General features: G+C 63.2%; 22 protein-coding genes and 2 tRNA genes. 10 read left to right on the top strand and 14 right to left on the bottom strand.

All coding sequences use genetic code 11. The features are described 5' to 3' along the window. Window positions 1-68 precede the first annotated feature (68 nt). The 3 genes from BHD08_RS07045 to BHD08_RS07035 form a co-directional block, all read right to left on the bottom strand. Window positions 69-2,162: a molybdopterin oxidoreductase family protein gene (locus BHD08_RS07045; protein WP_125021287.1), complete on the bottom strand. Its 2,094-nt coding sequence runs from the start codon at window positions 2,160-2,162 to the stop codon at window positions 69-71. Between the two features lie 128 nt (window positions 2,163-2,290). Continuing rightward, window positions 2,291-4,006, bottom strand: a complete 1,716-nt coding sequence (gene recJ / locus BHD08_RS07040) for a single-stranded-DNA-specific exonuclease RecJ (protein WP_125021286.1) — start codon at window positions 4,004-4,006, stop codon at window positions 2,291-2,293. A gap of 26 nt (window positions 4,007-4,032) precedes the next feature. Beyond that, window positions 4,033-4,560 carry a winged helix DNA-binding protein gene (locus tag BHD08_RS07035; RefSeq protein ID WP_015276401.1) on the bottom strand — a complete coding sequence of 176 codons (528 nt, stop codon included), beginning with the start codon at window positions 4,558-4,560 and terminating at the stop codon, window positions 4,033-4,035. 179 nt (window positions 4,561-4,739) lie between these two features. Here BHD08_RS07035 and BHD08_RS07030 point away from each other — a divergent pair, with 179 nt between their 5' ends. The 4 genes from BHD08_RS07030 (at window position 4,740) to BHD08_RS07015 (ending at window position 8,442) form a co-directional block, all read left to right on the top strand. After that, window positions 4,740-5,489 (top strand): 5-oxoprolinase subunit PxpA, encoded by a 750-nt coding sequence (locus BHD08_RS07030; RefSeq protein WP_125021285.1) that lies wholly within the window; start codon window positions 4,740-4,742, stop codon window positions 5,487-5,489. Continuing rightward, window positions 5,486-6,193: a 5-oxoprolinase subunit PxpB gene (gene pxpB / locus BHD08_RS07025; protein WP_125021284.1), complete on the top strand. Its 708-nt coding sequence runs from the start codon at window positions 5,486-5,488 to the stop codon at window positions 6,191-6,193. Before BHD08_RS07030 ends, pxpB begins: the two co-directional genes overlap by 4 nt. Then, a complete protein-coding gene (locus BHD08_RS07020; protein ID WP_125021283.1) occupies window positions 6,190-7,101 on the top strand; it encodes a biotin-dependent carboxyltransferase family protein in 912 nt (303 codons plus the stop codon). The genes pxpB and BHD08_RS07020 overlap by 4 nt, the downstream gene beginning before the upstream one ends. A gap of 120 nt (window positions 7,102-7,221) precedes the next feature. Next, a complete protein-coding gene (locus tag BHD08_RS07015) occupies window positions 7,222-8,442 on the top strand; it encodes an NRAMP family divalent metal transporter (protein ID WP_125021282.1) in 1,221 nt (406 codons plus the stop codon). A gap of 42 nt (window positions 8,443-8,484) precedes the next feature. Here BHD08_RS07015 and BHD08_RS07010 read toward each other — a convergent pair whose 3' ends face one another. Continuing rightward, window positions 8,485-9,027, bottom strand: a complete 543-nt coding sequence (locus BHD08_RS07010) for a YaeQ family protein (protein ID WP_125021281.1) — start codon at window positions 9,025-9,027, stop codon at window positions 8,485-8,487. Window positions 9,028-9,228: 201 nt separating this feature from the next. On the opposite strand from BHD08_RS07010, the gene BHD08_RS07005 reads away from it, so the two are divergent. Both BHD08_RS07005 and bfr read left to right on the top strand, forming a co-directional pair. Then, a complete protein-coding gene (locus tag BHD08_RS07005; RefSeq protein WP_125021280.1) occupies window positions 9,229-9,447 on the top strand; it encodes a bacterioferritin-associated ferredoxin in 219 nt (72 codons plus the stop codon). Between the two features lie 191 nt (window positions 9,448-9,638). Beyond that, window positions 9,639-10,109, top strand: a complete 471-nt coding sequence (gene bfr, locus BHD08_RS07000) for a bacterioferritin (protein WP_015276394.1) — start codon at window positions 9,639-9,641, stop codon at window positions 10,107-10,109. Between the two features lie 71 nt (window positions 10,110-10,180). On the opposite strand, the gene BHD08_RS06995 is transcribed toward bfr, so the two are convergent. The 3 genes from BHD08_RS06995 to BHD08_RS06985 all read right to left on the bottom strand — a co-directional run bounded on the left by BHD08_RS06995 (window position 10,181) and on the right by BHD08_RS06985 (window position 11,346). Continuing rightward, window positions 10,181-10,918, bottom strand: a complete 738-nt coding sequence (locus BHD08_RS06995; protein WP_177412654.1) for an FKBP-type peptidyl-prolyl cis-trans isomerase — start codon at window positions 10,916-10,918, stop codon at window positions 10,181-10,183. Between the two features lie 262 nt (window positions 10,919-11,180). Next, window positions 11,181-11,257 (bottom strand) — tRNA-Asp (locus BHD08_RS06990). Between the two features lie 13 nt (window positions 11,258-11,270). Then, window positions 11,271-11,346 (bottom strand) — tRNA-Val (locus BHD08_RS06985). A gap of 214 nt (window positions 11,347-11,560) precedes the next feature. Between BHD08_RS06985 and rdgC the strand changes: the two genes are divergently transcribed. After that, window positions 11,561-12,481 (top strand): recombination-associated protein RdgC, encoded by a 921-nt coding sequence (gene rdgC, locus BHD08_RS06980; RefSeq protein WP_015276392.1) that lies wholly within the window; start codon window positions 11,561-11,563, stop codon window positions 12,479-12,481. A gap of 43 nt (window positions 12,482-12,524) precedes the next feature. Here the strand turns inward: rdgC and BHD08_RS06975 are convergent, their stop codons facing one another. The 4 genes from BHD08_RS06975 to BHD08_RS06960 all read right to left on the bottom strand — a co-directional run bounded on the left by BHD08_RS06975 (window position 12,525) and on the right by BHD08_RS06960 (window position 15,691). Continuing rightward, window positions 12,525-13,937 carry an MFS transporter gene (locus tag BHD08_RS06975; RefSeq protein WP_125021278.1) on the bottom strand — a complete coding sequence of 471 codons (1,413 nt, stop codon included), beginning with the start codon at window positions 13,935-13,937 and terminating at the stop codon, window positions 12,525-12,527. Continuing rightward, complete coding sequence (locus BHD08_RS06970; RefSeq protein WP_125021277.1) at window positions 13,934-14,260, bottom strand: AzlD domain-containing protein; 327 nt, start codon at window positions 14,258-14,260, stop codon at window positions 13,934-13,936. Before BHD08_RS06970 ends, BHD08_RS06975 begins: the two co-directional genes overlap by 4 nt. Further along, entirely contained in the window at window positions 14,257-14,973 is a 717-nt protein-coding gene (locus BHD08_RS06965; RefSeq protein WP_015276389.1) for an AzlC family ABC transporter permease, read from the bottom strand. The genes BHD08_RS06970 and BHD08_RS06965 overlap by 4 nt, the downstream gene beginning before the upstream one ends. A gap of 157 nt (window positions 14,974-15,130) precedes the next feature. Then, window positions 15,131-15,691 carry a GNAT family N-acetyltransferase gene (locus BHD08_RS06960; RefSeq protein WP_125021276.1) on the bottom strand — a complete coding sequence of 187 codons (561 nt, stop codon included), beginning with the start codon at window positions 15,689-15,691 and terminating at the stop codon, window positions 15,131-15,133. A 278-nt stretch (window positions 15,692-15,969) separates the two neighbouring features. On the opposite strand from BHD08_RS06960, the gene BHD08_RS06955 reads away from it, so the two are divergent. Further along, window positions 15,970-19,437 carry a PAS domain-containing hybrid sensor histidine kinase/response regulator gene (locus BHD08_RS06955; RefSeq protein ID WP_125021275.1) on the top strand — a complete coding sequence of 1,156 codons (3,468 nt, stop codon included), beginning with the start codon at window positions 15,970-15,972 and terminating at the stop codon, window positions 19,435-19,437. Window positions 19,438-19,543: 106 nt separating this feature from the next. After that, the gene (locus BHD08_RS06950) at window positions 19,544-20,791 is read left to right on the top strand and encodes an MgtC/SapB family protein (protein WP_125021274.1); all 1,248 of its coding nucleotides are present in this window, start codon (window positions 19,544-19,546) and stop codon (window positions 20,789-20,791) included. 9 nt (window positions 20,792-20,800) lie between these two features. On the opposite strand, the gene rmuC is transcribed toward BHD08_RS06950, so the two are convergent. The 3 genes from rmuC to BHD08_RS23160 all read right to left on the bottom strand — a co-directional run bounded on the left by rmuC (window position 20,801) and on the right by BHD08_RS23160 (window position 23,703). Then, on the bottom strand, window positions 20,801-22,273 hold the full coding sequence (gene rmuC / locus BHD08_RS06945; protein ID WP_015276385.1) for a DNA recombination protein RmuC: 1,473 nt from the start codon (window positions 22,271-22,273) through the stop codon (window positions 20,801-20,803). A gap of 62 nt (window positions 22,274-22,335) precedes the next feature. Continuing rightward, window positions 22,336-22,683: a tetratricopeptide repeat protein gene (locus BHD08_RS06940; protein ID WP_125021495.1), complete on the bottom strand. Its 348-nt coding sequence runs from the start codon at window positions 22,681-22,683 to the stop codon at window positions 22,336-22,338. Between the two features lie 588 nt (window positions 22,684-23,271). Beyond that, window positions 23,272-23,703, bottom strand: a complete 432-nt coding sequence (locus BHD08_RS23160) for a hypothetical protein (protein WP_256678601.1) — start codon at window positions 23,701-23,703, stop codon at window positions 23,272-23,274. A gap of 69 nt (window positions 23,704-23,772) precedes the next feature. Between BHD08_RS23160 and BHD08_RS06935 the strand changes: the two genes are divergently transcribed. Beyond that, entirely contained in the window at window positions 23,773-25,791 is a 2,019-nt protein-coding gene (locus BHD08_RS06935; RefSeq protein ID WP_256678600.1) for a YdbH domain-containing protein, read from the top strand. Window positions 25,792-25,808: the final 17 nt, after the last annotated feature.

The following is a 25,808-nucleotide window of genomic DNA, read 5'->3' as shown; positions in this document are numbered from 1 at the left end:
TTTGACACCCGTCAGTAGAGACCGTTTCGCCGCTCATGCCCAGCCCGACATCGGTGGAACTGTCCGCCTCAGGCAGCGCTGACCTGCACCGGCACACCGTTGAGCGCGGCATTGCCGGATACATCCAACTGGCGCTCGTCGGTCAGGTCGTTACTGCTGGCGCCCGGTTGCTGCCGGGCGATATCCATTTGCACGCCAGGACGGGCGTGGCCCCAGCCATGCGGCAGGCTGACCACGCCGGGCATCATCTCCTCGCTGGCCAGCGCCTCTACCTCGACCACCCCGACCCGCGAATGCACACGCACACGCTGGCCATCCTGCAAAGTCCGAGCAGCCATGTCCGCAGGGTGCATCAGCAGCTGATGACGCGGCTTACCCTTCACCAGGCGCTGGTAGTTGTGCATCCAGGAATTGTTGCTGCGTACATGCCGGCGACCGATCAGCAGCAGCTCGTCGCTCTTGGTCTGCGGCTCGGCGGCGAAGCGCTGCAGATCGTCCAGCATCAGTGTCGGCGCGGCCTGGATGCGCTGGTTCGGCGTTTTCAGGCGCCGCGCCAAGTTTGGCGTGAGCGGCCCGAGATCCAGCCCGTGGGGATAATCCTCCAGCGCTGCCAGGCTCAGCTTGCGCTCGGACTTGTCACCGTACGGCCCATGGCGCAGCGCCAGGTCCATCATCTGCTGCGGCGGCATGGTGGGCTTCAGCTCGACGCCCACCCGCGCTGCGTAGGCCTTGGCCAGCCCGATGAAGATTTCCCAGTCGTGCAGCGCACCCTCTGGCTTGGGCAGCACCGGCTGGTTGAAGCGGGTGACGTTACGCACCGCCAGCAGGTTGAAGGTGGCGTCGTAATGGTCGTGCTCCAGCGGCGCGGTCGGCGGCAGGATCACGTCGGCATAGCGAGTGGTTTCGTTGATGTAGAAGTCCACGCTGAGCATGAACTCCAGGCCATCCAGCGCCTGCTCCAGCTTGCGCCCGTTGGGTGTGGAGAGCACCGGGTTGCCAGCCACGGTGATCAGGGCACGCACCTGCCCTTCCCCGGGCTCGAGCATCTCTTCGGCCAGTGCCGCGACCGGCAGTTCGCCGCCGTACTCCGGCAGTTGCGAGACCCGGCTGCGCCAGGCGGCGAAATGGCCGCCGGAGGTGGTTTCCACCAGATCCACCGCAGGCTCAGTACACAGCGCGCCGCCGGCTCGATCGAGGTTGCCGGTGACCAGGTTGATCAGCTGCACCAGCCACTGGCAGAGCGTGCCGAAGGCCTGGGTCGAGACGCCCATGCGCCCGTAGCAGACCGCCTTGTCCGCCGCCGCGAAATCCCGCGCCAGCTGGCGGATCTGCTCGGCCGGAACCCCGCAACGAGCGCTCATCGCCTCGGCGGTAAACTTGGCGATCGCCGTGCGCACCTCCTCGATGCCGTCCAGCGGGAGCTCGCTGGCGCGCGTCAGGCCTTCCTCGAACAGGGTATTGAGCAGGCCAAACAGCAGCGCCGCGTCTTGTCCCGGCCGCACGAACAGGTGCTGGTCGGCGATGGCCGCAGTCTCGCTGCGGCGCGGGTCGACCACCACCAGCTTGCCGCCGCGGGCGCGGATCGCTTTCAGCCGCTTTTCCACGTCAGGCACGGTCATGATGCTGCCGTTGGACGCCAACGGATTGCCGCCGAGGATCAGCATGAAATCGGTGTGATCGATGTCCGGCACCGGCAGCAACAGGCCGTGGCCGTACATCAGATGGCTGGTCAGGTGATGGGGCAGCTGGTCGACCGAGGTCGCGGAAAAGCGATTGCGCGTCTTCAGCAGCCCAAGGAAGTAGTTGCTGTGGGTCATCAGCCCGTAGTTGTGCACACTCGGGTTGCCCTGGTAGATGGCCACGGCATTGCCGCCGTGGCGCTCGCGGATGTCGGCCAGGCGATCGGCAACCAGTTCGTAAGCCTCGTCCCAGCTAATCGCCTGCCACTCATCGCCGCAACGGCGCATCGGGTGGCGCAGGCGATCGGGGTCGTTCTGGATGTCCTGCAGGGCGACAGCCTTGGGACAGATATGGCCGCGGCTGAAGCTGTCGAGGGGGTCGCCCTTGATCGAAAGGATGCGCTCGCCTTCGGTCTGGATGGTCAAGCCGCAGATGGCTTCGCACAGGTGACAGGCACGGTGATGGACGCTGATGTCGCTCATTTCGGATTCCCGCATGGCGCTGTTGTTGTCCAGCCACTCTAGGCGCCACGGCCATGGGCAACAATCAGACGTCTTGACGGGGAATGCCGCTGGATTCAGCCGGCCTATCGTCGGCCGGCATGCTGCGGTCAGCGCGGAGCGATATGCGCCACCATCAGCTGCACGCTTTCCTGGCCGCGATACTCGTTGACGTCCAGCTTGTAGGCCAGCTCCGCCCAGCGCACCGTCGGATTCGGCCAGATTTCGCGGTCCACGTTGAAGGCGATGCCATCGAGGGTCAGCGAGCCGCATTCGCTCTTCAGCACCAGCTTCAAATGGCGCTCGCCGACGATACGCTGCTGCACCAGCTGGAACACCCCATGGAACATCGGCTCGGGAAAATGCTGGCCCCAGGGCCCGGCGTTGCGCAGGGCACGCGCCAGCTCCAGATGAAACTCTTCAACGCTGAGCTGGCCGTCGGTGAGCAACCGGCCGGTGAGATCGTCCTCGCACAGCTGGCGACGCACTTCGGCATCGAAGGCGGCGGCGAAAGCGCCGAAGTTGGCTTGCGGCAGCGAAAGCCCGGCCGCCATGGCGTGCCCGCCGAACTTGCTGATCAGGCCGGGATGCTTGGCGGCAACCGCATCCAGCGCATCGCGGATATGAAAGCCCGGCACCGAGCGCGCCGAGCCCTTGAGCAGCCCATCGCCAGCATCGGCGAAGGCGATGGTCGGGCGGTGGTAGCGCTCCTTCAGGCGCGAGGCGAGGATGCCGATCACGCCCTGGTGCCAGTCCGCCTCGAACAGGCACAGGCCGAACGGCAGGTCTTCCAGGGGCAGATCCTTGAGCTGCGCCAGCGCCTCGCGCTGCATGCCCTGCTCGATGCTCTTGCGGTCCTTGTTCAGCTCATCGAGCTGGACCGCCATATCGCGCGCCAGCGCCTCGTCCTCGCAGAGCAGGCATTCGATGCCCAGCGACATGTCGTCCAGCCGCCCGGCCGCGTTGAGTCGCGGTCCGAGAATGAAGCCCAGATCGGTGGAGGTGATGCGTCGATGATCGCGCCTGGCCACCTCGAGAATTGCCCGCAGCCCTGCCCTCGCCCGCCCGGCGCGAATCCGCGCCAAACCCTGATGCACCAGGATGCGGTTGTTGGCATCCAGCGGCACCACGTCGGCGACGCTGCCCAGCGCTACCAAGTCGAGCAGCTCGGCGAGGTTCGGCTCGGCCCAGCCCTGCCGGACGAACCAGTCCAGCTCACGCAGACGCGCGCGCAACGCCAGCAGCACATAGAAGATGACCCCGACCCCGGCGATGCACTTGCTCGGAAAGGCACACTCAGGCTGGTTGGGATTGACGATGGCATCCGCCGCCGGCAGTTCGTGACCCGGCAGGTGATGGTCCGTGACCAGCACCTTGAGCCCTGCGGCCTTGGCGGCCGCCACGCCGTCGACACTGGAGATGCCGTTGTCCACCGTCACCAGCAGATCGGGCTCGCGCTGCAAGGCGACCGCAACGATTTCCGGGGTCAGGCCATAGCCATATTCGAAGCGATTGGGCACCAGGTAATCGACATGCGCCGCCCCCAGCTGACGCAGACCAAGTACACCTACGGTGCTGGCCGTGGCGCCATCGGCATCGAAATCGCCGACGAACAGGATGCGCTGGCGCTTTTCCAGCGCCTCGACCAGCAGCTCCACCGCCGCATCGATGCCCTTGAGCTGCTTATAAGGAATCAACCGCGCCAGCCCCTTGTCCAGCTCCTCTGCGCAGGTCACGCCACGGGCCGCGTAGAGGCGCTGCAGCAGCGGCGGCAGTTCGCCAAGGTCGGGCAGCTGCTCGGGCAGGGGGCGGGGTTCGATACGCATGGAATTTTGGGCTCGATGCAGGTCGTTTACAGGGAGGTGGCGGCGCGTGCCGCCTGGTCGTACAGGCCCGACATGGCGCGCAGCATGCCGGCCAGGCGGTGGATCTCATCGGGATCGATATTGAGGTTCTCGAACGAAGCGATCAGGCATTCACGGCGGATATCGGCGTACTCCTGACAGAGCGCGCGGCCCTTTTCGGTGGTGCGATAGAACATTTCCTTGCCCTGCTTGGCACCTTCCACCAGGCCCAGCTTGCTCAGCTTCTTCAGCGCATAGGTCACGGTGTGCGTGTCTTCCACATTGAGCAGCAGGCAGATGTCCGCCTGTCGCTTGGCGCGGCCGCGGCTGGTGAGGTTGTGCAGCACCATGACGTCCAGCGCGTTCATTTCCACCGTACCGCAGGCCTGCATGCAGCGCTCCATCCAGCGCATCAGCGCGGCGCTGGCGACGATGATGCCGTACTCGAGCTCGGACAGCTCCTGGGACTGCTCGGCGAGATGCGCCGAAGCGACGATCGAGGATCGCAACGGGCGGGAGCTTTTGGCGTCAACCATTCTGAATTCCTGATTGAAGAAGCGACGGTCGATCGTATCGAGGTGGCCGGAAAGGATACAGCAATGCCAGCGAGGCTAATACTTTCGACAAAGAACACCAAAAACATATTGATAATTTATCATCGATTTATCATTGTCTAACCACCGGGATCGACCAACCACCCCTCGAGGACAAGAAAATGGGTCGCTTGCTACTCAACTGCGACATCGGCGAAAGCTTCGGCGCCTGGACCATGGGCCTGGATGCCGAGGTGATGCCCTTCATCGACTGCGCCAACATTGCCTGTGGCTTCCACGCCTCCGACCCGCAGATCATGCGCCGCACCGTCGCACTGGCGCGGCAGCATGATGTGCTTATCGGTGCGCACCCGGCCTATCCGGATCTGGTCGGCTTCGGCCGCCGTTCCATGGCCTGCAGCCCGGCCGAAGTGGAGAACATGCTGCTCTACCAGATTGGCGCACTCGACGGCCTCTGCCGCGCCGAAGGCACGCAGGTCCGCTACGTCAAACCTCACGGTGCGCTGTACAACGACATGATGCGCCAGCCGGAACTGCTGCGAGCCGTGATGAGCGCCATCAAGGCCTACGCCCCCAGCCTGCCGCTGATGCTGATGTCCACCCGCGACAACAACGCGAGCCAGGCGCTGGCGGCGGAAATCGGCATCACCCTGTGGTTCGAAGTATTTGCCGACCGCGCCTACGACGCCGCTGGCATGCTGGTCTCACGCAACCTGCCGGGTGCCGTGCATCACGACGCCGAAACGGTGGCCGATCAGGCCCTGCGCCTGGCCAAGGGTGAAGCGTTGACGGCCAGCGATGGCAGTGCGCTGATCCTGCAGGCCGATACCCTCTGCGTGCACGGCGACAACGCCGGCTCCATCGCCGCCGTGCAGCGCATTCGTCAAGCACTGCAGGCGCTTCCCGCATGACGCCGCGGATCGAAGTGGTCGGTATCGATAGCCTGCTGCTGCGCCTGTTCGACCAGATCGACGAAGACAATATGCCGTGGATGCTGGCCGCTACCCAGCGTGTGCGGGATGCGTTGGGCGGTGCACTCATCGATCTGGTGCCCTCCTACACCACCCTGCTGGTGCATTACGACCTGAGGCAACTGGACGATCATCAGGCCCGCGAGTACTTGTGGCAGGCCCTCGATGGGCTGGAACCGGCCGCGGCGGCGAGCGCCCGTCAACACAACATTCCGGTGTGGTACGACCCGAGCATCGGCCCGGAACTTCAAGCGCTGGGCGAGCGCAGCGGCCTCGGTGTCGCGGGGGTCATCGAGCGACACAGTGCACACATCTATCAGGTCTTCGCCCTCGGCTTCGCCCCCGGCTTCGCCTTTCTCGGACTGGTCGACGAGCGTCTCGCCAGCCCACGTCTGGCGACGCCGCGCAAGCAGGTGCCGGCCGGCAGCCTGGGCATCGCCGATCGGCAGACCGCCATCTATCCGCTGGTATCACCAGGTGGCTGGAACCTGATAGGTCGCAGCCCGGTTCGCCTGTTCGACCGCGAACTGGACGGCTTCAGCCTCTGGCAACCCGGCGACCGCGTGCGCTTCGTGCCCATCGAGCGGGCCGAGTTCATCCGTCTCGGCGGCGACGACAGCCCATTCCAGGAGACCGCCGCATGAGCCTGCTGATCGAACAGGCCGGGGCCCTGGCCACTCTGCAGGACGCCGGCCGCACCGGCGTCCGCCAACTCGGCGTGACCCAGGGCGGTGCCGTGGACTGGCTATCCCACGGCTGGGCCAACTGGCTGCTGGGCAATCCGCAGCAGGCCTCCACGGTGGAGATCACCCTGGGCAATTTCAGCCTGCGCGCTCAGACCGACACCTGCCTCGCACTCTGCGGCGCCGATCTCGGCGCGACGCTCGATGGCGAGCCTCTCATGCCCGGACGCGCCTTTCGCATCCGGGAAGGTCAGACACTGATCTTCAGTCAACCGCGCCAGGGTGTTCGCGCCTATCTCGCCGCACCCGGCGGTTTCAGCGCACCAGAGGTGCTGGGCAGCTCTGCCACCGTACGCCGGGAGCAGCTCGGCGGGCTGAACGGAGACGGCCAGCCGCTGGCCAAGGGCGACCTTCTGCACTGGCGCGGCCACGCCACGACGATGCGTACCCTGCCCGAGCTGCCGCTGGTGCCGCCACCCGGCATCGGGCTATCGGTCGTACTGGGGGCGCAGATCGGCGACTTCACCGGGCAGAGCCTGTTCGATGCGTTCAACAGCGACTGGACGGTCGACCAGCGCGCCGACCGGATGGGTGTTCGCCTGCTGGGCCCGCCCCTGCGCTGCGCACGCTCGAGCATGATCTCCGAAGGCGTGCCGCTGGGCGCGATCCAGGTTCCGGCGGACGGTCAGCCGATCGTCCTGCTCAATGACCGACAGACCATCGGCGGTTACCCGCGCCTTGGCGCCCTTACGCCACAGGCAGTCGCCCAGCTGGCGCAGTGCCTGCCCGGCACTACGCTCAGGCTCAAGCCCATTGCGCTGGAAGCTGCACAGCGTCAACACAAAGCGCTGCTCGGTCAGTGGCAATAGCTATCGAAGGAGCCGACGGACACGACTGCAAGCTCCGCAGCCGCACAACAAGAACAGCTCAGCCGGGCACGCCCGGACGCATTCCTACCTGCCCTAACGCCAAGAAAAAGAAGGTACTCAATGCAATCCACACAAGCCGAACGCGGCACACCCGCACAGCGTAACGTCCTTCGCGGCGCCATCTTCATCATGGCGACATCGTCCATCGGTCCGGCATTTCTGACCCAGACGTCGCTGTTTACCGAGAAGTATCTGGCGAGTTTCGCCTTCGCGATCCTGATCTCATTGCTCATCGACATCGGTGCCCAGCTCAATATCTGGCGCGTGATCACCGTCGCCAATCTGCGCGGGCAGGACGTCGCCAATCGAGTAATACCCGGCGTCGGCCACCTGATTTCGGCCCTCATCGTGCTCGGCGGTATTGCCTTCAATATCGGCAACATCGGCGGTGCCGGGTTGGCGATGAACGTGATCTTCGGCATCCCGCCGCTGATCGGTTCGCTGATCGCCGCCGTGCTGATCATCGGCATCTTCCTGCTACGCAACGCCAAGGGCGTGATGGATTCGGTGATGCAGGTGCTTGGGCTGGTGATGCTGTGCATGATCGGCTACGCCATGCTGCAGTCGAACCCGCCACTGCTGGAGGCCATGAGCCGCAGCTTCAACCCCGACGACCCGCTGATCCTGCTGTTGCCGATCGTGACACTGGTCGGCGGAACGGTCGGCGGATACATCTCGTTCTCCGGAGGCCATCGCCTGGTCGAGGCTGGTATTACGGGCATCGAGAACGTCAAGCTGGTGTCCCGCGCCGCAGTGATCGGCATCGCCACCACCGGAGTCGTGCGCATCTGCCTGTTCCTCGCGGCGCTCGGTGTCGTCAGCCAAGGGCTGAGCCTCGATCCGAGCAATCCCGCTGCATCGGTGTTTTCCCACTCGATGGGCACCATCGGCTACAAGATTTTTGGCGTAGTGCTGCTGGCTGCCTCGGTGTCATCGGTGATCGGCGCCGCTTACACCAGTGTGACCTTCATGTACTCGCTGCATGACAGCATCCAGCGCCACAACCAGCGGATGGTCATCGCCTTTATCGCCTGCTCGACGCTGATCTACAGTCTGGTTGGGCAACCGGTGAAGGTTCTGGTGGTGGCCGGAACGCTGAATGCCTTGGTACTGCCGTTAGCGCTGGGCTGCATACTGCTCGCCTCGCGCAAAGCGAACATCGTCGGCGACGCCTACCGTCACCCCACCTGGATGCTGGTGTTCGGCATATTGGCCATGCTGGCCACGGCGGTTGGGGTGGTGATGTCGTTCAATGCGTTCGTGCAGTTCTGGCAGTCTTGATCGAGAAATCGTAGCGCCCGGCGGGGCTGATCGGCGAGCGCCTCAGCCGCGTTCGCCGATCAACCATTCCAGGGGTATCTCATGCTGGCCGCGCTCATCGGTGATGAACATCGACCCTTCGCTGATCATTACGCTCCAGCTGATCGACCGCGGCAGATCACGCGAGACTGACTCCAGCGCCTCCTGCCCCACCGCTACGACGTTGATCTTCTTCAGGCTGCGGACACTATCGAGCACCTTGGTCTGCCAAACGCGCAGGTTGCCATAGGCCACGAGGCTGAAGCGCTCGGCACGGCGCGAGCACCAAGTGATCCGCTCAGCGTCAGGCTGGCCCACTTCGATCCAGTGCAGCACGCGGTCGTCCAGACTCTTTTCCCACAACGCCGGCTCATCAACGTCCGAAAGCCCGCGGCCAAAGGCCAACTGCTCGTCGTACCAAAGGATATAAGCGATCAGCCGCGCCACCATCCGCTCCTCGGTTTCCGACGGATGACGAGCCACGGTGAAGCGCAGATCCTGATAAACGTGGCGATCGAGATCGGTGAGATTGATTTCGACTTTGTAAGGCGTGGCTTGCAGCGCCATGACTGGGCTCCGATTTCTGAAAGGGGCGCAGTTTACCGCAACGACAGTGCACCCGCCGGGCTGCGCTAACTCAATTAGCGGCCCATCAATTAGGGCCTGAAAAAACGCAATCTTTTGTAGATCGCCGACAGCCGGACTTTGACAATTATTCTCATTCTGATTAGCATCCCAACCATCAACGAAATGAACGGGTAGTGCTTTATGTACGTCTGTCTTTGCCAGGGTGTCACCGACGGCCAGATTCGCGATGCTATCTATGAAGGCTGCTGCAGCTATCGTGAGGTGCGCGAAGCGACCGGCGTCGCAACCCAGTGCGGCAAGTGTGCCTGCGTCGCCAAACAGGTCGTTCGCGAGACGCTGAGCAATGTACAGAATGCCCAGACAGCCCTCGCCTACCCTGCGAGTTTCGTTCAGGCTTGACAGACTGAAGCCGTACAGCCGGGCCATGCCCGGCTTTTTTTTGCCTGCAAATCAGCCGCTTGCCGGCCTGGATGCGGAACGCAACCATTCTCTCTAGCTTTTAGCTTTTGCATTCAAGGACTTAGGTTTGACAGGTCACCTTACCGTGGCCAGACTGGTTCTACTTTCACCGCTCCAGGCAGGCTAACTACATGAAAGGCGACAAGCTGGTCATTCAGCACCTCAACAAGATCCTCGGCAACGAGCTGGTAGCCATCAACCAGTACTTCCTGCACGCGCGCATGTATGAGGACTGGGGTCTCGGCAAGCTCGGCAAGCATGAGTACGAAGAATCCATCGACGAGATGAAGCATGCGGACAAGCTGATCAAGCGCATCCTCTTCCTCGAAGGCCTGCCGAACCTGCAGGATCTGGGCAAGCTGCAGATCGGGGAGAACACGCGCGAGATGCTCGAATGCGACCTCCGCCTGGAGCAAGGTGGCGTCCAGGACCTGAAGGTTGCCATTGCCTATTGCGAGAGCGTCGGCGACTACGGCAGCAGGGAACTGCTGGAAGACATCCTCGAGGCCGAAGAAGAGCACATCGACTGGCTGGAAACCCAGCTGAGCCTGATCGACAAGGTTGGAATGGAAAACTACCTGCAGTCGCAGATGGACGACTAATCCGCTCGAGCACTAACAAAAACGCCCCGGTCAAATCGGGGCGTTTTTGTTTCGGGCAATGCAGCGCTCGCTTATTGCTGTTCTGCTGCTTCGGCAGCCTGCTCGGCTGACGGCTGCTCGTCACCCTTGATATCCAGCAGCTCGAGATCGAACACCAGCACCGAATTGGCCGGGATCAGCGGGCTCGGGCTCTGCTCGCCATAAGCCAGTTCGCTCGGGATGTAGAGCTTGAACTTCTCGCCGACGTGCATCAGCTGCAGGCCCTCGACCCAACCCGGAATAACGCCGCCAACCGGCAGGTCGATCGGGCTGCCGCGCTTGATGGAACTGTCGAAGACGGTGCCGTCGGTCAGGCTGCCCTCGTAGTGCACGGTCACCACGTCGTTTTCGGTCGGCTGACGACCTTCGGCGGACTTGACGACCTCGTACTGCAGGCCCGACTCGGTGGTCTTCACGCCGTCACGCTTGGCGTTGTCTTCGAGGAACTTCTTGCCAGCCTCGACCGCCTTGGCATTCATCTCGGTCATGCGCTCTTCGGCGCGCGTCTGCAGGAAGGTGAACGCTTCCATCAGCTGCTCATCGGTGAGCTTCTGCTCTTTATTGCCGATGGCGTCTTCGATGCCCTGCGCCACAGCCTGGGAATCGAGATCGTCCATACCCTCCTGCGCGAGGCTCTTGCCCATGTTCAGGCCGATGCCGTAGGACGCCTTCTGCGCCGGAGTGTCGAGTTTGACACTGGTCTGCGAGTCGCAGCCGGCCAATACCAGGCCAACCAGCGCAACCGCAGGTGCCAAACGATGGTGTCTCAGTCTCATGCTGTTTCCTTAAGCGCTGTGGGCATTTCAAAAAATCAGTGCCCGAGCTTAGCAGTGCATCCAGGCACTGGCTACCGCGCCTCCGGGCAAGCACGGTAAAGAGATGGCAAAGAAAGGAAGCGCGTAGCATTTCTGCTGAAGGGAAGCCGGAGCAGACCGGTTACATCGGCCCATAAAAAAATGGGCAAAAAAAAACGGCCTTGATGGCCGTTTTTTCTGTTGCTCCAGGGCGTTCAGTGGACCCATGAAGCGAATATGGCGCAGCGGACGGGACTCGAACCCGCGACCCCCGGCGTGACAGGCCGGTATTCTAACCGACTGAACTACCGCTGCGCTAAACCTCGAGTGGTGGGTGATGACGGGATCGAACCGCCGACCCTCTGCTTGTAAGGCAGATGCTCTCCCAGCTGAGCTAATCACCCGTTTGCTCTCGAAGTGGGGCGCATTCTAGAGAGGGTTCCTGACCTTGGCAACCCCCTTTCGAAAAAAAAATTGCAGAAGTTCCAAAGACTTAGGAAATCCCTTTTTAAAGCGGCGTTTTTTCCTGCCCGCAGCCCGTTCACTTCATCAAGGGTTGGCCTTAAGTAGCCAGGCGGGAATAATGCACCCCTTTGCTTTCCGGAGATTTACCTCGCCATGTGGTTTCGTAACCTGCTCGTTTACCGTCTCACCCAAAATGTCGCTCTGGATGCCGAGACACTCGAAGCCGCACTGGCCGCCAAATCCGCCCGTCCCTGCGCCAGCCAGGAACTGAGCACCTATGGCTTCGTCGCACCTTTCGGCAAGGGTGAAGACGCACCGTTGGTACATGTCAGCCAGGGTTTCCTGCTGATCGCCACGCGCAAGGAAGAACGCATCCTTCCTGGCAGCGTGGTCAAGGACGCAGTAAAGGAGAAGATCGACGAGATCGAAGCGGAGCAGATGCGCAAGGTCTACAAGAAGGAACGCGATCAGATCAAGGACGAGATCATCCAGGCCTTCCTGCCGCGCGCCTTTATTCGCAAGTCCGGTACCTTCGCCGCGATCGACGCCGAGCGCGGGCTGATTCTGGTGAATTCGGCCAGTGCGAAGAAAGCCGAAGACCTGCTCTCCACCCTGCGCGAAGCCATCGGCTCTCTGCCGGTGCGCCCGCTGACGGTGAAAATCGCCCCAAGCGCCACCCTCACCGACTGGGTGAAGACGCAGAAGTCTGCGGCCGACTTCTTCGTGCTCGACGAATGCGAGCTGCGTGACACCCACGAAGATGGCGGCGTGGTGCGCTGCAAGCGCCAGGATCTGACCAGCGATGAGATCCAGCAGCATATGGAAGCCGGCAAGCAGGTCACCCAGCTGTCCCTGGCCTGGCAGGACAAGCTCTCGTTCGTACTGGACGACAAGCTGATCATCAAGCGCCTGCGCTTCGAGGAACTGCTGCAGGACCAGGCCGAACAGGATGGCGGTGACGATGCTCTCGCTCAGCAGGACGCCAGCTTCCTGCTGATGATGATGACCTTCCGCGAGTTTCTGCCGGCGCTGTTCGAAGCGTTCGGCGGCGAGGAGACCCCGCAAGGCGTCTGATGCCATTCGGGGCGCTATTCAGCGCCCCGACCTCTCCCCCTCATCAACGCAACCTCAGCTGCGCCAGCAGCACCCCGCCCAGCCGCTCCCCCAGCGACCAAAGCAGAAACCGCTCGATGAACTCCGGGACATCGATGAACAGCGCGCCACAGACCAGCACACTGAGCAGCGAGACCACGAGGAAAAGCTGAGGAATCGTCAGGTTCAGCAACACCAGCAGCACGATCGCGATGATGGCTGACACGACCATGAACAGGGCATTGAGGATGTTGTTTGCCGCGACCACCCGCGAGCGTTCATGAACCACGCTGCGCGACTGGATCAGCGCGTACAGCGGCACGATGTACAGCCCGCCGAAAATGCCCAACCCCAGAATGTCCGCCAGTACCCACCAGGCCGAGGGTTCGCCGAGCAATGCCAGCCAGCTGACGGTTGCCGCGGAAGTCATATGATCCCCCGCGTGCCACCACAACAGAACTCCGCAGAGGCTAAGGCCGATCGCCCCGAAGGGCACCAGCCCTATCTCCACATGGTGCCGCGACAGCCGTTCGCACAACAGTGAACCCAGCGCGATGCCCACCGAGAACAGCGTAAGGATCAGCGTCACCACACCTTCATCGCCCCGCAGGTAGTCCTTGGCAAAGGCCGGAATCTGCGTCAGATAGGTCGCACCGAGAAACCAGAACCAGGAGTTGCCGAGCATTGCCCGCGACACGGCACGCTGCTGACCGAACCCGAGCCGCAGGATTCGCCATGACTGACGTAGCACGTGCCAATCCATATGCAGGGTCGGCAGAGCCGCCGTTCCGCCAGGAATAGCGAGGCTTGCCAGATACCCGGCCAGCGCGATCAGCACCACGCTGACCGCCACCAGTTCGGCGTAGGCTTCGTTCGCCATCAGCACGCCGGCGCCGATGGTGCCGCCGAGAATCGCCAGAAAGGTGCCCATTTCCACTAGCGCGTTGCCACCGACCAGCTCATCTTCGGCAAGCTGCTGCGGCAGGATCGCATACTTGACCGGCCCAAACAGTGCCGATTGCGTGCCCATGCAGAACAGCACCACCAGCAGCAACGGCAGGTTGCCGAGCAACATGCCGAGCGCACCGGCCAGCATTATCAGGATCTCGGCGAACTTGATCCGACGAATCAGCCAGGCCTTCTCGAAACGCTCGCCGAATTGCCCTCCCAATGCGGAGAACAGGAAGAACGGCAGAATGAACAACAACGCGCAGAGGTTGATCAGCAAACTCGTATCCGCGGCCGTGCCGAGCTTGAACAGAATCGCCAGGATCAATGCCTGCTTGAACACGTTGTCATTGAATGCGCCGAGCAGCTGCGTGCAGAAGAACGGCAAGAAACGCCGCTTGCCCAGCAGGCGGAATTGCGAATGCGTGGCGACCGGCCCGTCAGTCGTTGACGATCGCGGCGAACCGGTACCGGGAGAGATCCGGCTCATATCGGCAACTGCCCGAGCGCCCAGCGCAGCAGGAAGAAACTGAGCAGCCCGCCAGCGATCGTCGCCAGCAGGTTGCGGGTGAACGCGGCGATGGCGATAGCCAGCAGGCCGGCCAGCAGATAGGCGTTGTCCCAGTGCAGCGCCCAGGTCCCCTCCGGCATCAGCATGCCCGGTACCACGATGGCAGTGAGTACCGCCACCGGCACGTAATGCAGCCCCTGCTCGATGGCCCGGGGGAAGCGCAGGTTGGGCCAGGCAAAGAAGCTGTAGCGAGTCACGAAGGTGATCGCCAGCATGCCAAAGATAAGCAACCAGGTACTCATAGCGCCCCCTCCAGGCGAGCGGCGGCTTCGGCACGGCGCTCCAGCCAGACGCCGACGACGATACCGGCCATCGCGGCGGCAAGCAGCCCGAGCTTGTATGGCAAGTCCCAGGTCAGCAATGCGACGGCGCCCGCCACCAGTGCGGAGGCGACCTGCGGGCGAGTGCGCATCATCGGCACGGCAATGCCGATAAAAGTGGCGATCATGGCGAAGTCCAATCCCCAGCTGGCAAGATCCGGAACGGCCCGACCAAAGGCGACTCCGGCCAGGGTTGCCAGCTGCCAACTGATGTACATGGTCAGCGCGGCACCGAGGAAGAACCAGTGCTTGTAGGGCGAGCCATCATCACGGGCGTAGCGGTTCTGTACCACGGCGAAAGCCTCGTCGGTCAGCCAGAAGGCCAACGGTACTCGCCAGCGCCCGGGCAAATGACGAACGAACGGCTGCAGCGCAGCGCTATACAAGGCATGACGCAGGTTCACGACAAAGGTCGTCAGCAACACCACCGCGGCCCCTACCCCGCCCGTGATCAGCGTGACGGCGATGAACTGCGCGGAGCCGGCGAACACCAGCGATGACATGCCCATGGTCTGCCACCCGGACAACCCGGCCGCGACCGCCAGCGTGCCGAAGATCACCCCGAAGGGGATCGCACCGAGGATCAACGGCAGAATGTCACGGCAACCGTGGGCAAACTCTTGCGAGCGGGACATCGAAACTCCTTGTAAGCGTCATCGCGACGACCGGACCAGCCTCACCAACATACGGCCTGGCAGCATCGGTGATGAATCGAGCGGGCTGCGCGACAAAGCACCGCACGATAACCGAAGTGGTTGTATCAGGCGATGCGTAGCGCAGCTTCGGCGACAGTCACTCGGCAGCGAGGCATTGTCTGACTTGCGGCCAGTCCCGGTCGGTGATGCTGTACAGCACGGTATCGTCGAGTCGACCGTCCGCCAGCCTCCGGTGGTTGCGCAATACACCCTCGCGCTGCGCACCGAGCTTCTCGATCGCCCGCTGCGAGCGCAGGTTGCTGGCGGCAGTTTTAAGTTGCAGCCGCACCAGCTGCCATTCCTCGAACGCGTGGCGCAGCAACAGGAACTTGATCGAGGCATTGAGGCCGCTGCCATGTTCTGCCTGATCCAGCCAGGTCCAGCCGAGTTCGGCGGCAGGCAGGCTACTGACGAAATCGGCGAAGCGGGTAGTACCGATCAACCGCTCTGCCATTCGTATGCTGAATACTACCGCGCGACCGTCTCGCTGCTCCGCCAGTGCATGGCGATACCAATCGGGACGCAGCGGCCCGTTCATGAAGGTCAGCTCGGCACGGTTTCGTTCCGCCAGGGCCACCAGCTCCGGAATGTCCGCCTCCATCAGCGGCGCCAGGCGCAGCGCTCCGCGCTGCAGGGTTACCGGATGCGGGCTGAACATGACATTCTCCTGTTAGGAAAGACGGGTGAACTGACGAATGCCGAGACAGTAACCCATGGCGAAGGCGACGGACTATTGCACAGACGACCGGCGTCGCTGCTGCAGCCCCGTGCTAGACACATGCGACCTTGGTCGCAACCCAGCACACGGGGCGCAGCAATGCTGCGAAACTTCGCGGATTGAGCCTATAAATGGGCCGTCAGGGCTGAATGAATGCGGCGTACCTCTGGGCCCGCCGAAACCGATCTGACGCCTACCCCTCGCTTTCTGGAGTTTGCATGAAGCTGTCAGGCGGGCTGATCGCCGCGGTCGCCCTCGTCTATATGGCCATCCTGTTTGCCATCGCCTTCTACGGTGACCGCAACCGCGATTCCATGTCGCCGCGTTTGCGGCCCTGGGTTTACAGCCTGTCGCTGGCGGTGTACTGCACCAGCTGGACGTTCTTCGGAGCAGTCGGACAGTCCACCGAGCAACTGTGGGCATTCCTGCCGATCTATCTGGGTCCGATCCTGCTGATGCTGTTCGCACCGCACGTGATCCAGAAGATGATCATGATCAGCAAGCAGGAGAACATCACCTCGATTGCCGACTTCATCGCCGCACGCTACGGCAAGTCACAGGTGCTCGCGGTGGTGGTCACCCTGATCTGCCTGGTCGGCGTGCTGCCCTATATCGCCCTGCAGCTCAAAGGCATCGTGCTCGGCGTGAATGTGCTGAGTGGCATCAATGTCGAGGCGGCCGGCACCGGCACCCGCGACACCGCATTGATCGTGTCCATCGTCCTGGCGCTGTTCACCATACTCTTCGGTACCCGCAACCTCGACGTCACCGAGCACCACCGTGGCATGGTCCTGGCGATCGCCTTCGAGTCGCTGGTCAAGCTCCTCGCATTCCTGGCGGTCGGGGCGTTCGTCACCTTCGGCCTGTACAACGGCTTCGGCGACCTGTTCAACCGGGCCCACGACGCACCGGAGCTCGCCGACTTCTGGAGCGAGAACGTCAACTGGGCAGCGATGCTGGTACAGACCACCGTGGCGATGATGGCGATCGTCTGCCTGCCGCGGCAGTTTCACGTTTCGGTGGTGGAAAACATCGAACCACGGGACTTCCGCCTGGCCCGCTGGGTGTTCCCGCTCTACCTGGTGCTGGCTGCCGTGTTCGTCGTGCCGATCGCCCTCGCCGGACAGATGCTGCTGCCGGCCGGTGTCACCCCGGACTCCTTCGTCATCAGCCTGCCGCTGGCCGAGCTGCATCCGTGGCTCGCGCTGCTGGCCTTTATCGGTGGCGCTTCGGCGGCCACCGGCATGGTGATCGTCGCCAGCGTGGCGCTTTCCACCATGGTTTCCAACGACATGCTGCTGCCATGGCTGCTGCGCCGCCAGGAGGCCGAGCGCCCCTTCGAGGCCTTCCGCCACTGGATGCTCTCGGTACGCCGCATCACCATTGTGGCGATTCTGCTGCTGGCCTATGTCAGCTACCGTCTGCTCGGCTCCACCGCCTCGCTGGCCACCATCGGCCAGATCGCCTTCGCCGCCATTACCCAGCTGGCGCCGGCCATGGTCGGCGCGCTGTACTGGAAGCAGGCCAACCGCCGCGGCGTGTTCGCCGGCCTCACCGCCGGTGCGGCGATCTGGTTCTACACGCTGATCCTGCCATTGCTGGGCTGGCCGCTGGACATGTTCCCGGGCCTGAGCTGGATGTACAACGGCGGCCTCGGATTCGGCCTCAGCGGCTTGACCCTGGGCGTCACCCTGTCGCTGATCGGCAATGCCACGCTGTTCTTCTGGGTATCAATCCTGACTCAGACTCATGTAGCCGAGCACTGGCAGGCCAGCCGCTTCATCGGCCAGGAAATCACCTCGCCGACCGGCGCGCGGCGCCTGCTCGCCGTGCGCGTCGAGGACCTGCTGACCCTGGCATCGCGCTTCGTCGGTGCCGAACGCGCCGAACAGAGCTTCCAGCGCTTCGCCCGCCGCCACGGCCAGGACTTCTCGCCCAAACTGCAGGCCGACGGCCAGTGGATCGCACATACCGAGCGCCTGCTCGCTGGCGTGCTCGGCGCGTCCTCCACGCGCGCGGTGGTCAAGGCGGCGCTGGAAGGCCGCGACATGCAGGTCGACGACGTGGTGCGCATCGTCGGCGAAGCCTCCGAGGTACTGCAGTTCAACCGCGCGCTGCTGCAAGGTGCGATCGAGAACATCACCCAGGGCATCAGCGTGGTCGACCAGTCGCTGCGCCTGGTAGCCTGGAACCACCGTTACCTCGAACTCTTCGAGTATCCGGACGGGCTGGTCTACATCGGCCGCCCGATCGCCGACATCATCCGCTACAACGCCGAACGCGGCCTGTGCGGCCCGGGCGATCCCGACACCCATGTAGCCAAGCGCCTGTACTGGATGCGCCAGGGCCGCGCGCATACCTCCGAGCGGCTGTTCCCCAATGGCCGAGTGGTCGAGCTGATCGGCAACCCGATGCCGGGCGGCGGCTTCGTCATGAGCTTCAGTGACATCACCGCCTACCGTGAGGCCGAACGCGCGCTGAAAGACGCCAATGAAGGCCTCGAGCAGCGGGTCAGCGAGCGCACCCAGGAACTGTCGCAGCTCAACCAGGCATTGATCGAAGCCAAGAGCACGGCGGAAGCCGCCAATCAGTCGAAGACGCGCTTCCTCGCGGCTGTCAGCCACGACCTGATGCAGCCGCTCAACGCAGCGCGCCTGTTCTCCGCGGCGCTGTCGCACCAGCAAAGCGCTTTGCCCAAGGAAGCCCAGGAACTGGTACAGCATCTGGACAGCTCGCTCCGCTCGGCCGAGGACCTGATCACCGACCTGCTGGATATCTCACGCCTGGAAAGCGGCCGGGTCACGCCGGATCGCAACCCCTTCCCGTTGGCCACGCTGTTCGACACGCTCAGCACCGAGTTCACCGTACTGGCCCGTGAACAGGGCGTGAATTTCCGCGTGCACGGCAGCAAGTTGCGCGTCGACAGTGACATTCGCCTGCTTCGCCGGGTGCTGCAGAACTTCCTCACCAACGCGTTCCGCTACGCGAAGGGCCGGGTGGTGCTCGGCGTGCGGCGGCAAGGCGCCTCCCTGCGGCTCGAGGTTTGGGACCGCGGACCGGGCATTCCGCAGGACAAGCTGAAGGTGATCTTCGAAGAGTTCAAACGCCTGGACAGCCACCAGACACGCGCAGAAAAGGGGCTTGGCCTGGGACTGGCCATCGCTGACGGCCTCTGCCATGTACTTGAGCATCCCCTCGAGGTGCGCTCCTGGCCAGGCAAGGGCAGCGTGTTCAGCGTCACCGTACCGATTGCCCGCGCGCTCAGCCAGCCACGGCCGGTGGTAAAACGCGGGGAACCGCAGCACAGCGCGCTGACCGGTACCCAGGTGCTGTGCATCGACAATGAAGACAGCATTCTGGTCGGCATGAGCAGCCTGCTCACACGCTGGGGCTGCCAGGTATGGACCGCCAGCAACCGCGACGAATGCGAAGCCCTGCTGGCCGAGGATATTCGCCCGCAACTGGTGTTGGTCGACTATCACCTGGACGAGGGCCAGACCGGCACCGAGCTAATGGCCTGGCTACGCACTCGCCTCGGCGAGCCGGTGCCGGGTGTGGTGATCAGTGCCGACGGCCGCCCGGAGCTGATCGCGGCGATTCATGCCAGCGGGCTGGACTTTCTTGCCAAGCCGGTCAAACCAGCCGCACTGCGCGCCCTGATGAGCCGGCATCTGACCTTGCGATAAGGGTGCGCAGCCTGCGGGCGCCCCGCTCCTGCCGAACCGTGACGATGCCCCGATTCGCGGGCGGTTACACTGATGGCTATCTGCACTGCCGTCAGCGAGGCGAACGATGACGCTCGAGTTGTTTCTTAACCTCGCTACGGCGCTTGCCGTTGGCCTGCTGATCGGGACCGAACGCACCTGGAGCGGTCGGGACAATGCGGGCCAGGAGCTCGTCGCCGGCATTCGCACGTTCGGCCTGGCGGGCCTGTTCGGCGGGCTGGCAGCCGTCAGCATCAACCATCTGGGCGCGCTTGCCTGGGTAGCGATGTTCGGCATGCTCGCTCTGCTGGTAATTGCCGGCTACGTCATCGACGCGCACCGCAGTGGCGATTACGGCATGACCACCGAAGTCGCCCTGCTGCTGACCTTCGTTCTCGGCAGCCTGGCAGTCGCTGAAAGCCGCGAGCTGGCTGCCGCCTGCGCCATCGTGGTGGCGCTGTTGCTGAGCCTCAAGGCACGCCTGCATCAGGCGCTGAAGCGGCTCAGCGAGGCCGAACTGGCGGGCGCGCTGAAGATGCTGTTCATCTCCGTGGTGCTGCTGCCCGCGCTGCCGAACCAGGGCTATGGCCCCTGGCAGGCGCTCAACCCCTACACCACCTGGATGATGGTGGTGCTGATTGCCGGCATCGGCTTCGCCGCCTACGTGGCCATCCGATTCCTTGGGGCGCGGCACGGGCTGCTGTTGACCGCGCTACTTGGCGGCATCGTCTCGTCCACCGCAATGACCATCACGCTGGCTCGGCTCAATGCACCGCGACTGCGCGCGGCGCTGGCAGCCGGTCTGCTGGCGACTTCCGCGCTGATGTTTCCCCGCGTGTTGCTGGAAGTCGGCCTGGTCAATCCGGCCCTGCTGCCCGGCCTCGCCTTGCCGCTGGCCTGTGCCGGCGCCATCTATGCGGCTGGCGCGCTGTTCTACTATCTGCGTGCAGGCGAGACGCCCGATGACAATCCCGAACCGCTGCTGAAGAACCCGTTCGAACTGGGCCCGGCATTACGCTTCGCCGCCCTGCTGGTACTGATTCTTTTGCTGGTGGAAGGCGCCCGCCACTGGCTGGGTGACGCCGGCATCTATTTGGTGTCGCTGGTGGCAGGTTTGACCGATGTCGACGCAATCACCCTCTCGCTCGCCAGCAAGGCGCACGATGGGTTGAGCCATGAGGTCGCGATACGCGGCATTGTGTTCGCCGCACTGAGCAACAGCCTGGTCAAGGCCATGCTGATCGTCCTGATCGGCGGCCGCGAGCTGGCGTTACGCACCCTGCCGATCATGTTCGCCGGCCTGCTGACCGGCCTTGCGGTGCTGTTGTTGCGCTGAGGCCCTCGCCTAGTCACCAACCTCACTGAGCTCTTCAGCACCGGCGCGTTCCAGCCAGTCTCCCGGCAAGCGCTTGCTGGCACGCGCACCGAGCGACTTCAATTGCTCGGCACGACCAACGAGGTTGCCGCGCCCATCGCTGAGCTTGTTGCGTGCAGCAAGGTAGGCGCGATCCACTTGCTGCAGCCTGCTGCCAATCTCGTCGAGATCCTGAATGAAGGCGACGAACTTGTCGTACAGCCCACCGGCCTTCTCGGCGATCTCGCGGGCGTTCTGGCTTTGTCGCTCCTGGCGCCACAGGCTGTCGATTACCCGCAGCGTGGCCAGCAAGGTAGTCGGACTGACAATCACGATGTGTCGCCCATAGGCCTCCTGAAACAGATCCGGGTCCGCCTGCAGCGCAGCCGCGAAGGCCGCTTCGATCGGGACGAAGAGCAATACGAAGTCGAGACTTTGCAATCCGTCCAGGCGCTGATAGTCCTTGAGGGAGAGGCCCTTGAGATGGCTGCGCAGCGATTGAACGTGCTGCTTGAGTGCCAGTGCCCTGCTGCTATCGTCCTCGGCGCAGGTCAGCGCCTGATAAGCGGTCAGGCTGACCTTGGCATCTACCACCACCTGCTTGTCACCCGGTAGGTGAATGAGCACATCCGGCTGGAAACGCTCACCATCCGGGCTCTTCAGGCTGACCTGCGTATGGTACTCACGGCCCTTTTCCAGCCCCGCGTGTTCCAGCACCTTCTCCAGCACCAGCTCGCCCCAGTTGCCCTGCGTCTTCTGGCCTTGCAGCGCGCGGGTCAGGTTGGTGGCCTCATCACCCAGGCGTTGATTCAGCTGCTGCAGCCGCTCCAGCTCACGGGCCAGGGAAAACCGCTCACGCGCCTCGTTCTGGTAGCTTTCCTCGACACGCTTCTCGAACGACTGGATACGCTCTTTCAGCGGCTCGAGCAGCTGGCCGAGACGCTCGTGACTGGATTCGCTGAAGCGCTGCTCGCGCTCATCGAAGATCTTCCCGGCCAGCTCGGCGAACTGCGCGCGCAGCTCGTCACGTGCAGCCTGCAGGTCAGCCAGGCGCTGCTGATGAGCATTGTGCTGTTCGCGCAATTCGGCTTCGAGCGCTGCATGCGCTGCGCTCAGCCGGCGCAACTCTCCCATCTGAGCGTCACGCTCGGCCTGCAGGTCGGCGATGGTTTCGATGTTGCCGTCACGCTGTGTGCACAGCAGCTCGGTCTCCCGGCGCAACGCGGCTAGCTCGGCCTGCTGCGCGGACTTTATGCCATTCACTTCGGCGAGTTCGATCCGGCAGCCATCCAGCTGCGCGGCCAGCCCTTCCTGGGCCAGCGCGGCTTGCCTGAGCCTTTCGTCGAGCATCGCCTGCTCGGCTTCGCTGGACGACAGACGGCGCTGCAGATAAACGCTCAACGCGGCCAGAGCGACCACACCGAGCGCCAGACCGATCAATAGATGAAGAGGATCAAAGGACATGAAGGGCTCCGGCGAAATTGCCGGGCAGTATAGCGACCCGCAGGGAGACGGGGCTGACCCGCTTAGGCCTTGACCCGTTGCAGGAAGCGCACCGCTTCCTGCGAGCCTTGCGCTGCAGCCTGCTCGAGCCAGAGGCGCGCCTTGGCCGGCTCGGGGTGGTCCGGCTCGCCATACAGACGGCCTAGCTCCAGCTGTGCCTGGCAGTCACCGGCGCGTGCGGCCTGACGCAGCAGTTCGAAACCAATGCGGCGGTCACGCTGACTTTCGCACTCGCAGCAGAGCAGGCGCCCGAGGCGGCTCTGCGCCTCTACCACGCCCTCACGCGCGGGCTGCTTGAGCAGACGACCGGCGATTCGCTTGACGCCCTGGTTGCTGCCCAGGTGCTGGCTGTCGAGCAACCACAGCGCCATACGCAGCGGCAGACGTGCCGATGGAGTGGAGGTAGTGAAGGAAGCGGGAGCGGAGGTACGCGTTCTCATGCACATCAGGGGGCTGGATGGATAAGGTCGCGCACTCTACTCCTTTTTTCCGAGAGTTAAAGTCTTGTCAAAAGCGAAAAAATTAGATCCGGATCACAGCTGTTTTTAATCCACAGAAGCTGTGGATAACTCAGTGGACAAACAGCAGACAAATCGTCGAACGCCACGTGTCATGGGGGCTGCGCTTAAACTGGCGTTTTTTTCGCCAACGAAAAAAACGCTTATTTTTCAATTGGTTATTAACGTTCTATGGATTCCGCCGATTTGCGACAGTTTGTCATAAGCCCTTGACAGGGCCGGCGAGCAAATGTGCACAAGTTCGGCGCACGGCGCTCAAACGCCCTTGGCGCAAGGGCTGCCGCGGCCTCCGACTGAACTTCGTGCACATCCGATTGTCGCGTCTTGCACCTCGCCAGAGCACAGGCCGCTGCGCCTGTTATGCAGCTATGCTGTATCCCTCGCCTATTGGAAGTGCCGATGACAAAACCGTCGAGAATCCTGCTCTGGCTGTTATCAGCCTTACTGGTATCGGCACTGCTCGCTGGCGGTTTCGCCTGGTATCAGTGGAACCTGTTTAAGCGTGCGCAAGGTGTCGAGCGACTCGAGTGGCAGGGCTTGCGCCTTTCTAGCCAAGGCGTGTTTATCGACCGGTTGGACTATGTTCAAAAGACAGCCGACGGTCTGGACGTAGCTGCGCAGATAGACGCAGTTAACCTGCAGATAGCCAGTTTTTTCCGCCCTTTGCCGCCACAGTCCTTGGCCATTGAGCGCGCCCGAGTCACATTGTTTGCGCTGCCAGAAGCCTCTGACGAACCCTCGCCGCCAGACCTCGAACGATACGAACAATGGGTTGCCTGGCTGCCGCAGCGATTGACCATAGTCGATCTGCAGATGGAGCTGCCGTGCGCCAAGGGGCGTTGCGACGAACGGGGGTCGTTGCAGCTGCAACATTCCGGCGAATCGTTGCTGCCGCTTCAGGCCCGCCTTGATCTGCGACGCAATCAGCGGCAGCTATCGGTCATGATCGACGCTCAGCGTTCCGATGAACTGCACAGCCTGATCGAGGCAAAGCTGCTGATCGACGAGCAGCCGCGCCTGGAAACCCGCCAGCAGCTGACGCGTGCCGATGAACGGATGCTATGGAACGGCACCCTGTCGATGGGCAACCTGCCGGAAGCGCCCTGGCTGCTGGAATGGCTCGGGGACTGGGCAAGCTATCAACCCACCGCGCTGCCTGACATGCCTACGGACATGCGCCTCGGCGCTGGCTGGTCATTAGCCCTGCCACAAAGGCCGGGCGGCACGCTCGACTGGCGCGATGCTGCCGGTGACCTGCGTCTCTCCGCCCACCTGCCGGCCTTCTGGCCGGTCATCGGCCTTGGCGAGTTGCAGGGTGAGATCGATCTCGCGGCAAATGGAAAGAACGGCCTGTGGCTGCCCACCGAGCTGAAAGCCAACCTCCAACTGCACCCCGAGCCAGCGCTGGTCGCCGAACTGCCAAAAAGCCTGCGCCCCACCCTTCTGAAAATCGACATCAGCCCTGCGGAAGGGGCAACGGTTCAAGGGCGCCTGCCACTACAGCTTAGGCTCGAAGTCCAGGGCAATTCCCCCGCAACGCTGCAGGCTCGCGCGCAGCTGGCGACAACCGCGCCTTACGCATTGGATATCGAACAGGCACGCCTGCACGTACGCAGCAGCAAGCTGCAACTTGATTCGCTTGCGCTACAAGGCCTGGATGCCGCGCTGAACCTCTCCGGCCGAGCCGATCTCGAGCGGATCGACTTGCAACTGCACAAGGCTTCGCGTGTAACCCTCGCTCGACTGACCAGTGCTGAACTTGCGGCCAGTCAGCTGCGCGCCGAGCTGCCGCAGCCGCTCAGTCTGCAGATCGAGCGCAGCGGGGCCAAAGCTAGCGCGTGGCGCGTCCGCGGCCCCGTGGAGCTGCGCCTGGGCGCACTGGAGCATCCGCAGCTGATCGCCCAAGGCTGGCGTTGGAGCAGCCAGCTGGACATCGACACAACGCGGCTGAGCGCAACCGGACCGCTGAGCAATGACGCCGGCCTGGCACTGGCAGCCAATCTAAACAAGGTCTGGAACGGTCCTCTACAAGTGAATGGCAAGTTGCAAGAGGTGTTCCTGCGGGCTGGCAACCCACTGGCCCGCAGCTTCACCGCCTGGCCGGCGGCACTCGAGCTGAACAGTGGGCGACTGCTGGGCGACGGCAAGCTTTCATTGCCGGCGGATGGCAGTGCGCCGTCAGCCAGCCTTACCCTGGAAGCCCGGGGTCTGGCGGGCACCTACGATCGCACAGAGATATCCGGGCTCGATGCGCGCTTTGCCGGAAACCTGCAGCGCAATCGTTTGCAGATGGATATCACCGAATTGCGCCTGGCGCAGCTCAACCCCGGCTTCACCTTCGGCCCGCTGCTGCTGCGCGGTGCGTACAGCGCCAGCCTCGATCAGCCAGCACAAGGGCGCCTGAGTTGGCTGACTGCCGAAACGCACATCCTCGGCGGCCGGTTCTGGCTGGAGCCCGCAACCATCGACCTGGCCGTTGCGCATCAGCAGCTCAACGCCCGGGTGCAAGGTGTGCAGCTGGGAGAGGTGCTGGCGGCCTATCCAACCGAAGGGCTCAGCGGCAGCGGACTGATCGACGGCAGCTTCGAGGTTCACCGCAGCACCACGGGCCTGAGCGTGGATCAGGGGCAGCTTGCCGCCCGCGCACCCGGCGGCGTATTGCGCTTTCGCTCACCCAAGATCGAAGCCCTCGGCCAGGCAAATCCGGCCATGAGAATCGTCAGCGAGGCCTTGCACGATTTTCATTATGATTTGCTGAGCAGCGACGTCCGCTATGATGAGAGCGGCAAGCTGAACCTCGGGCTACGTCTGAATGGCCGCAACCCGGCTCTGGAAGGTGGCAGACCGATCAATTTCTCGATCAACCTTGAAGAGGACATTCCGGCGCTGCTGACCAGCTTGCAGCTAAGCGACCGGGTAAGCGAAACCATTCAACGGCGGGTGCAGGAACGGCTTCGCTGAGGCCATGCAACCGCAAG

Origin of the sequence: Pseudomonas sp. SCT (assembly GCF_003864275.1) — a bacterium.
GTDB lineage: Bacteria > Pseudomonadota > Gammaproteobacteria > Pseudomonadales > Pseudomonadaceae > Stutzerimonas > Stutzerimonas stutzeri_AE.
Note: the sequence above shows the minus strand (reverse complement) of the source record. Positions and strands in the feature narration are given on the sequence as shown.

Bases quoted from the DNA above. Each gene is read 5' to 3' on its own strand.
- BHD08_RS07045 (WP_125021287.1), bottom strand. From the start codon at position 2,162: ATGAGCGACATCAGCGTCCATCACCGTGCCTGTCACCTGTGCGAAGCC.
- recJ (WP_125021286.1), bottom strand. From the start codon at position 4,006: ATGCGTATCGAACCCCGCCCCCTGCCCGAGCAGCTGCCCGACCTTGGC.
- BHD08_RS07035 (WP_015276401.1), bottom strand. From the start codon at position 4,560: ATGGTTGACGCCAAAAGCTCCCGCCCGTTGCGATCCTCGATCGTCGCT.
- BHD08_RS07030 (WP_125021285.1), top strand. From the start codon at position 4,740: ATGGGTCGCTTGCTACTCAACTGCGACATCGGCGAAAGCTTCGGCGCC.
- pxpB (WP_125021284.1), top strand. From the start codon at position 5,486: ATGACGCCGCGGATCGAAGTGGTCGGTATCGATAGCCTGCTGCTGCGC.
- BHD08_RS07020 (WP_125021283.1), top strand. From the start codon at position 6,190: ATGAGCCTGCTGATCGAACAGGCCGGGGCCCTGGCCACTCTGCAGGAC.
- BHD08_RS07015 (WP_125021282.1), top strand. From the start codon at position 7,222: ATGCAATCCACACAAGCCGAACGCGGCACACCCGCACAGCGTAACGTC.
- BHD08_RS07010 (WP_125021281.1), bottom strand. From the start codon at position 9,027: ATGGCGCTGCAAGCCACGCCTTACAAAGTCGAAATCAATCTCACCGAT.
- BHD08_RS07005 (WP_125021280.1), top strand. From the start codon at position 9,229: ATGTACGTCTGTCTTTGCCAGGGTGTCACCGACGGCCAGATTCGCGAT.
- bfr (WP_015276394.1), top strand. From the start codon at position 9,639: ATGAAAGGCGACAAGCTGGTCATTCAGCACCTCAACAAGATCCTCGGC.
- rdgC (WP_015276392.1), top strand. From the start codon at position 11,561: ATGTGGTTTCGTAACCTGCTCGTTTACCGTCTCACCCAAAATGTCGCT.
- BHD08_RS06975 (WP_125021278.1), bottom strand. From the start codon at position 13,937: ATGAGCCGGATCTCTCCCGGTACCGGTTCGCCGCGATCGTCAACGACT.
- BHD08_RS06970 (WP_125021277.1), bottom strand. From the start codon at position 14,260: ATGAGTACCTGGTTGCTTATCTTTGGCATGCTGGCGATCACCTTCGTG.
- BHD08_RS06965 (WP_015276389.1), bottom strand. From the start codon at position 14,973: ATGTCCCGCTCGCAAGAGTTTGCCCACGGTTGCCGTGACATTCTGCCG.
- BHD08_RS06960 (WP_125021276.1), bottom strand. From the start codon at position 15,691: ATGTTCAGCCCGCATCCGGTAACCCTGCAGCGCGGAGCGCTGCGCCTG.
- BHD08_RS06955 (WP_125021275.1), top strand. From the start codon at position 15,970: ATGAAGCTGTCAGGCGGGCTGATCGCCGCGGTCGCCCTCGTCTATATG.
- BHD08_RS06950 (WP_125021274.1), top strand. From the start codon at position 19,544: ATGACGCTCGAGTTGTTTCTTAACCTCGCTACGGCGCTTGCCGTTGGC.
- rmuC (WP_015276385.1), bottom strand. From the start codon at position 22,273: ATGTCCTTTGATCCTCTTCATCTATTGATCGGTCTGGCGCTCGGTGTG.
- BHD08_RS06940 (WP_125021495.1), bottom strand. From the start codon at position 22,683: ATGGCGCTGTGGTTGCTCGACAGCCAGCACCTGGGCAGCAACCAGGGC.
- BHD08_RS23160 (WP_256678601.1), bottom strand. From the start codon at position 23,703: ATGTTGCAGCTGCAACGACCCCCGTTCGTCGCAACGCCCCTTGGCGCA.
- BHD08_RS06935 (WP_256678600.1), top strand. From the start codon at position 23,773: ATGATCGACGCTCAGCGTTCCGATGAACTGCACAGCCTGATCGAGGCA.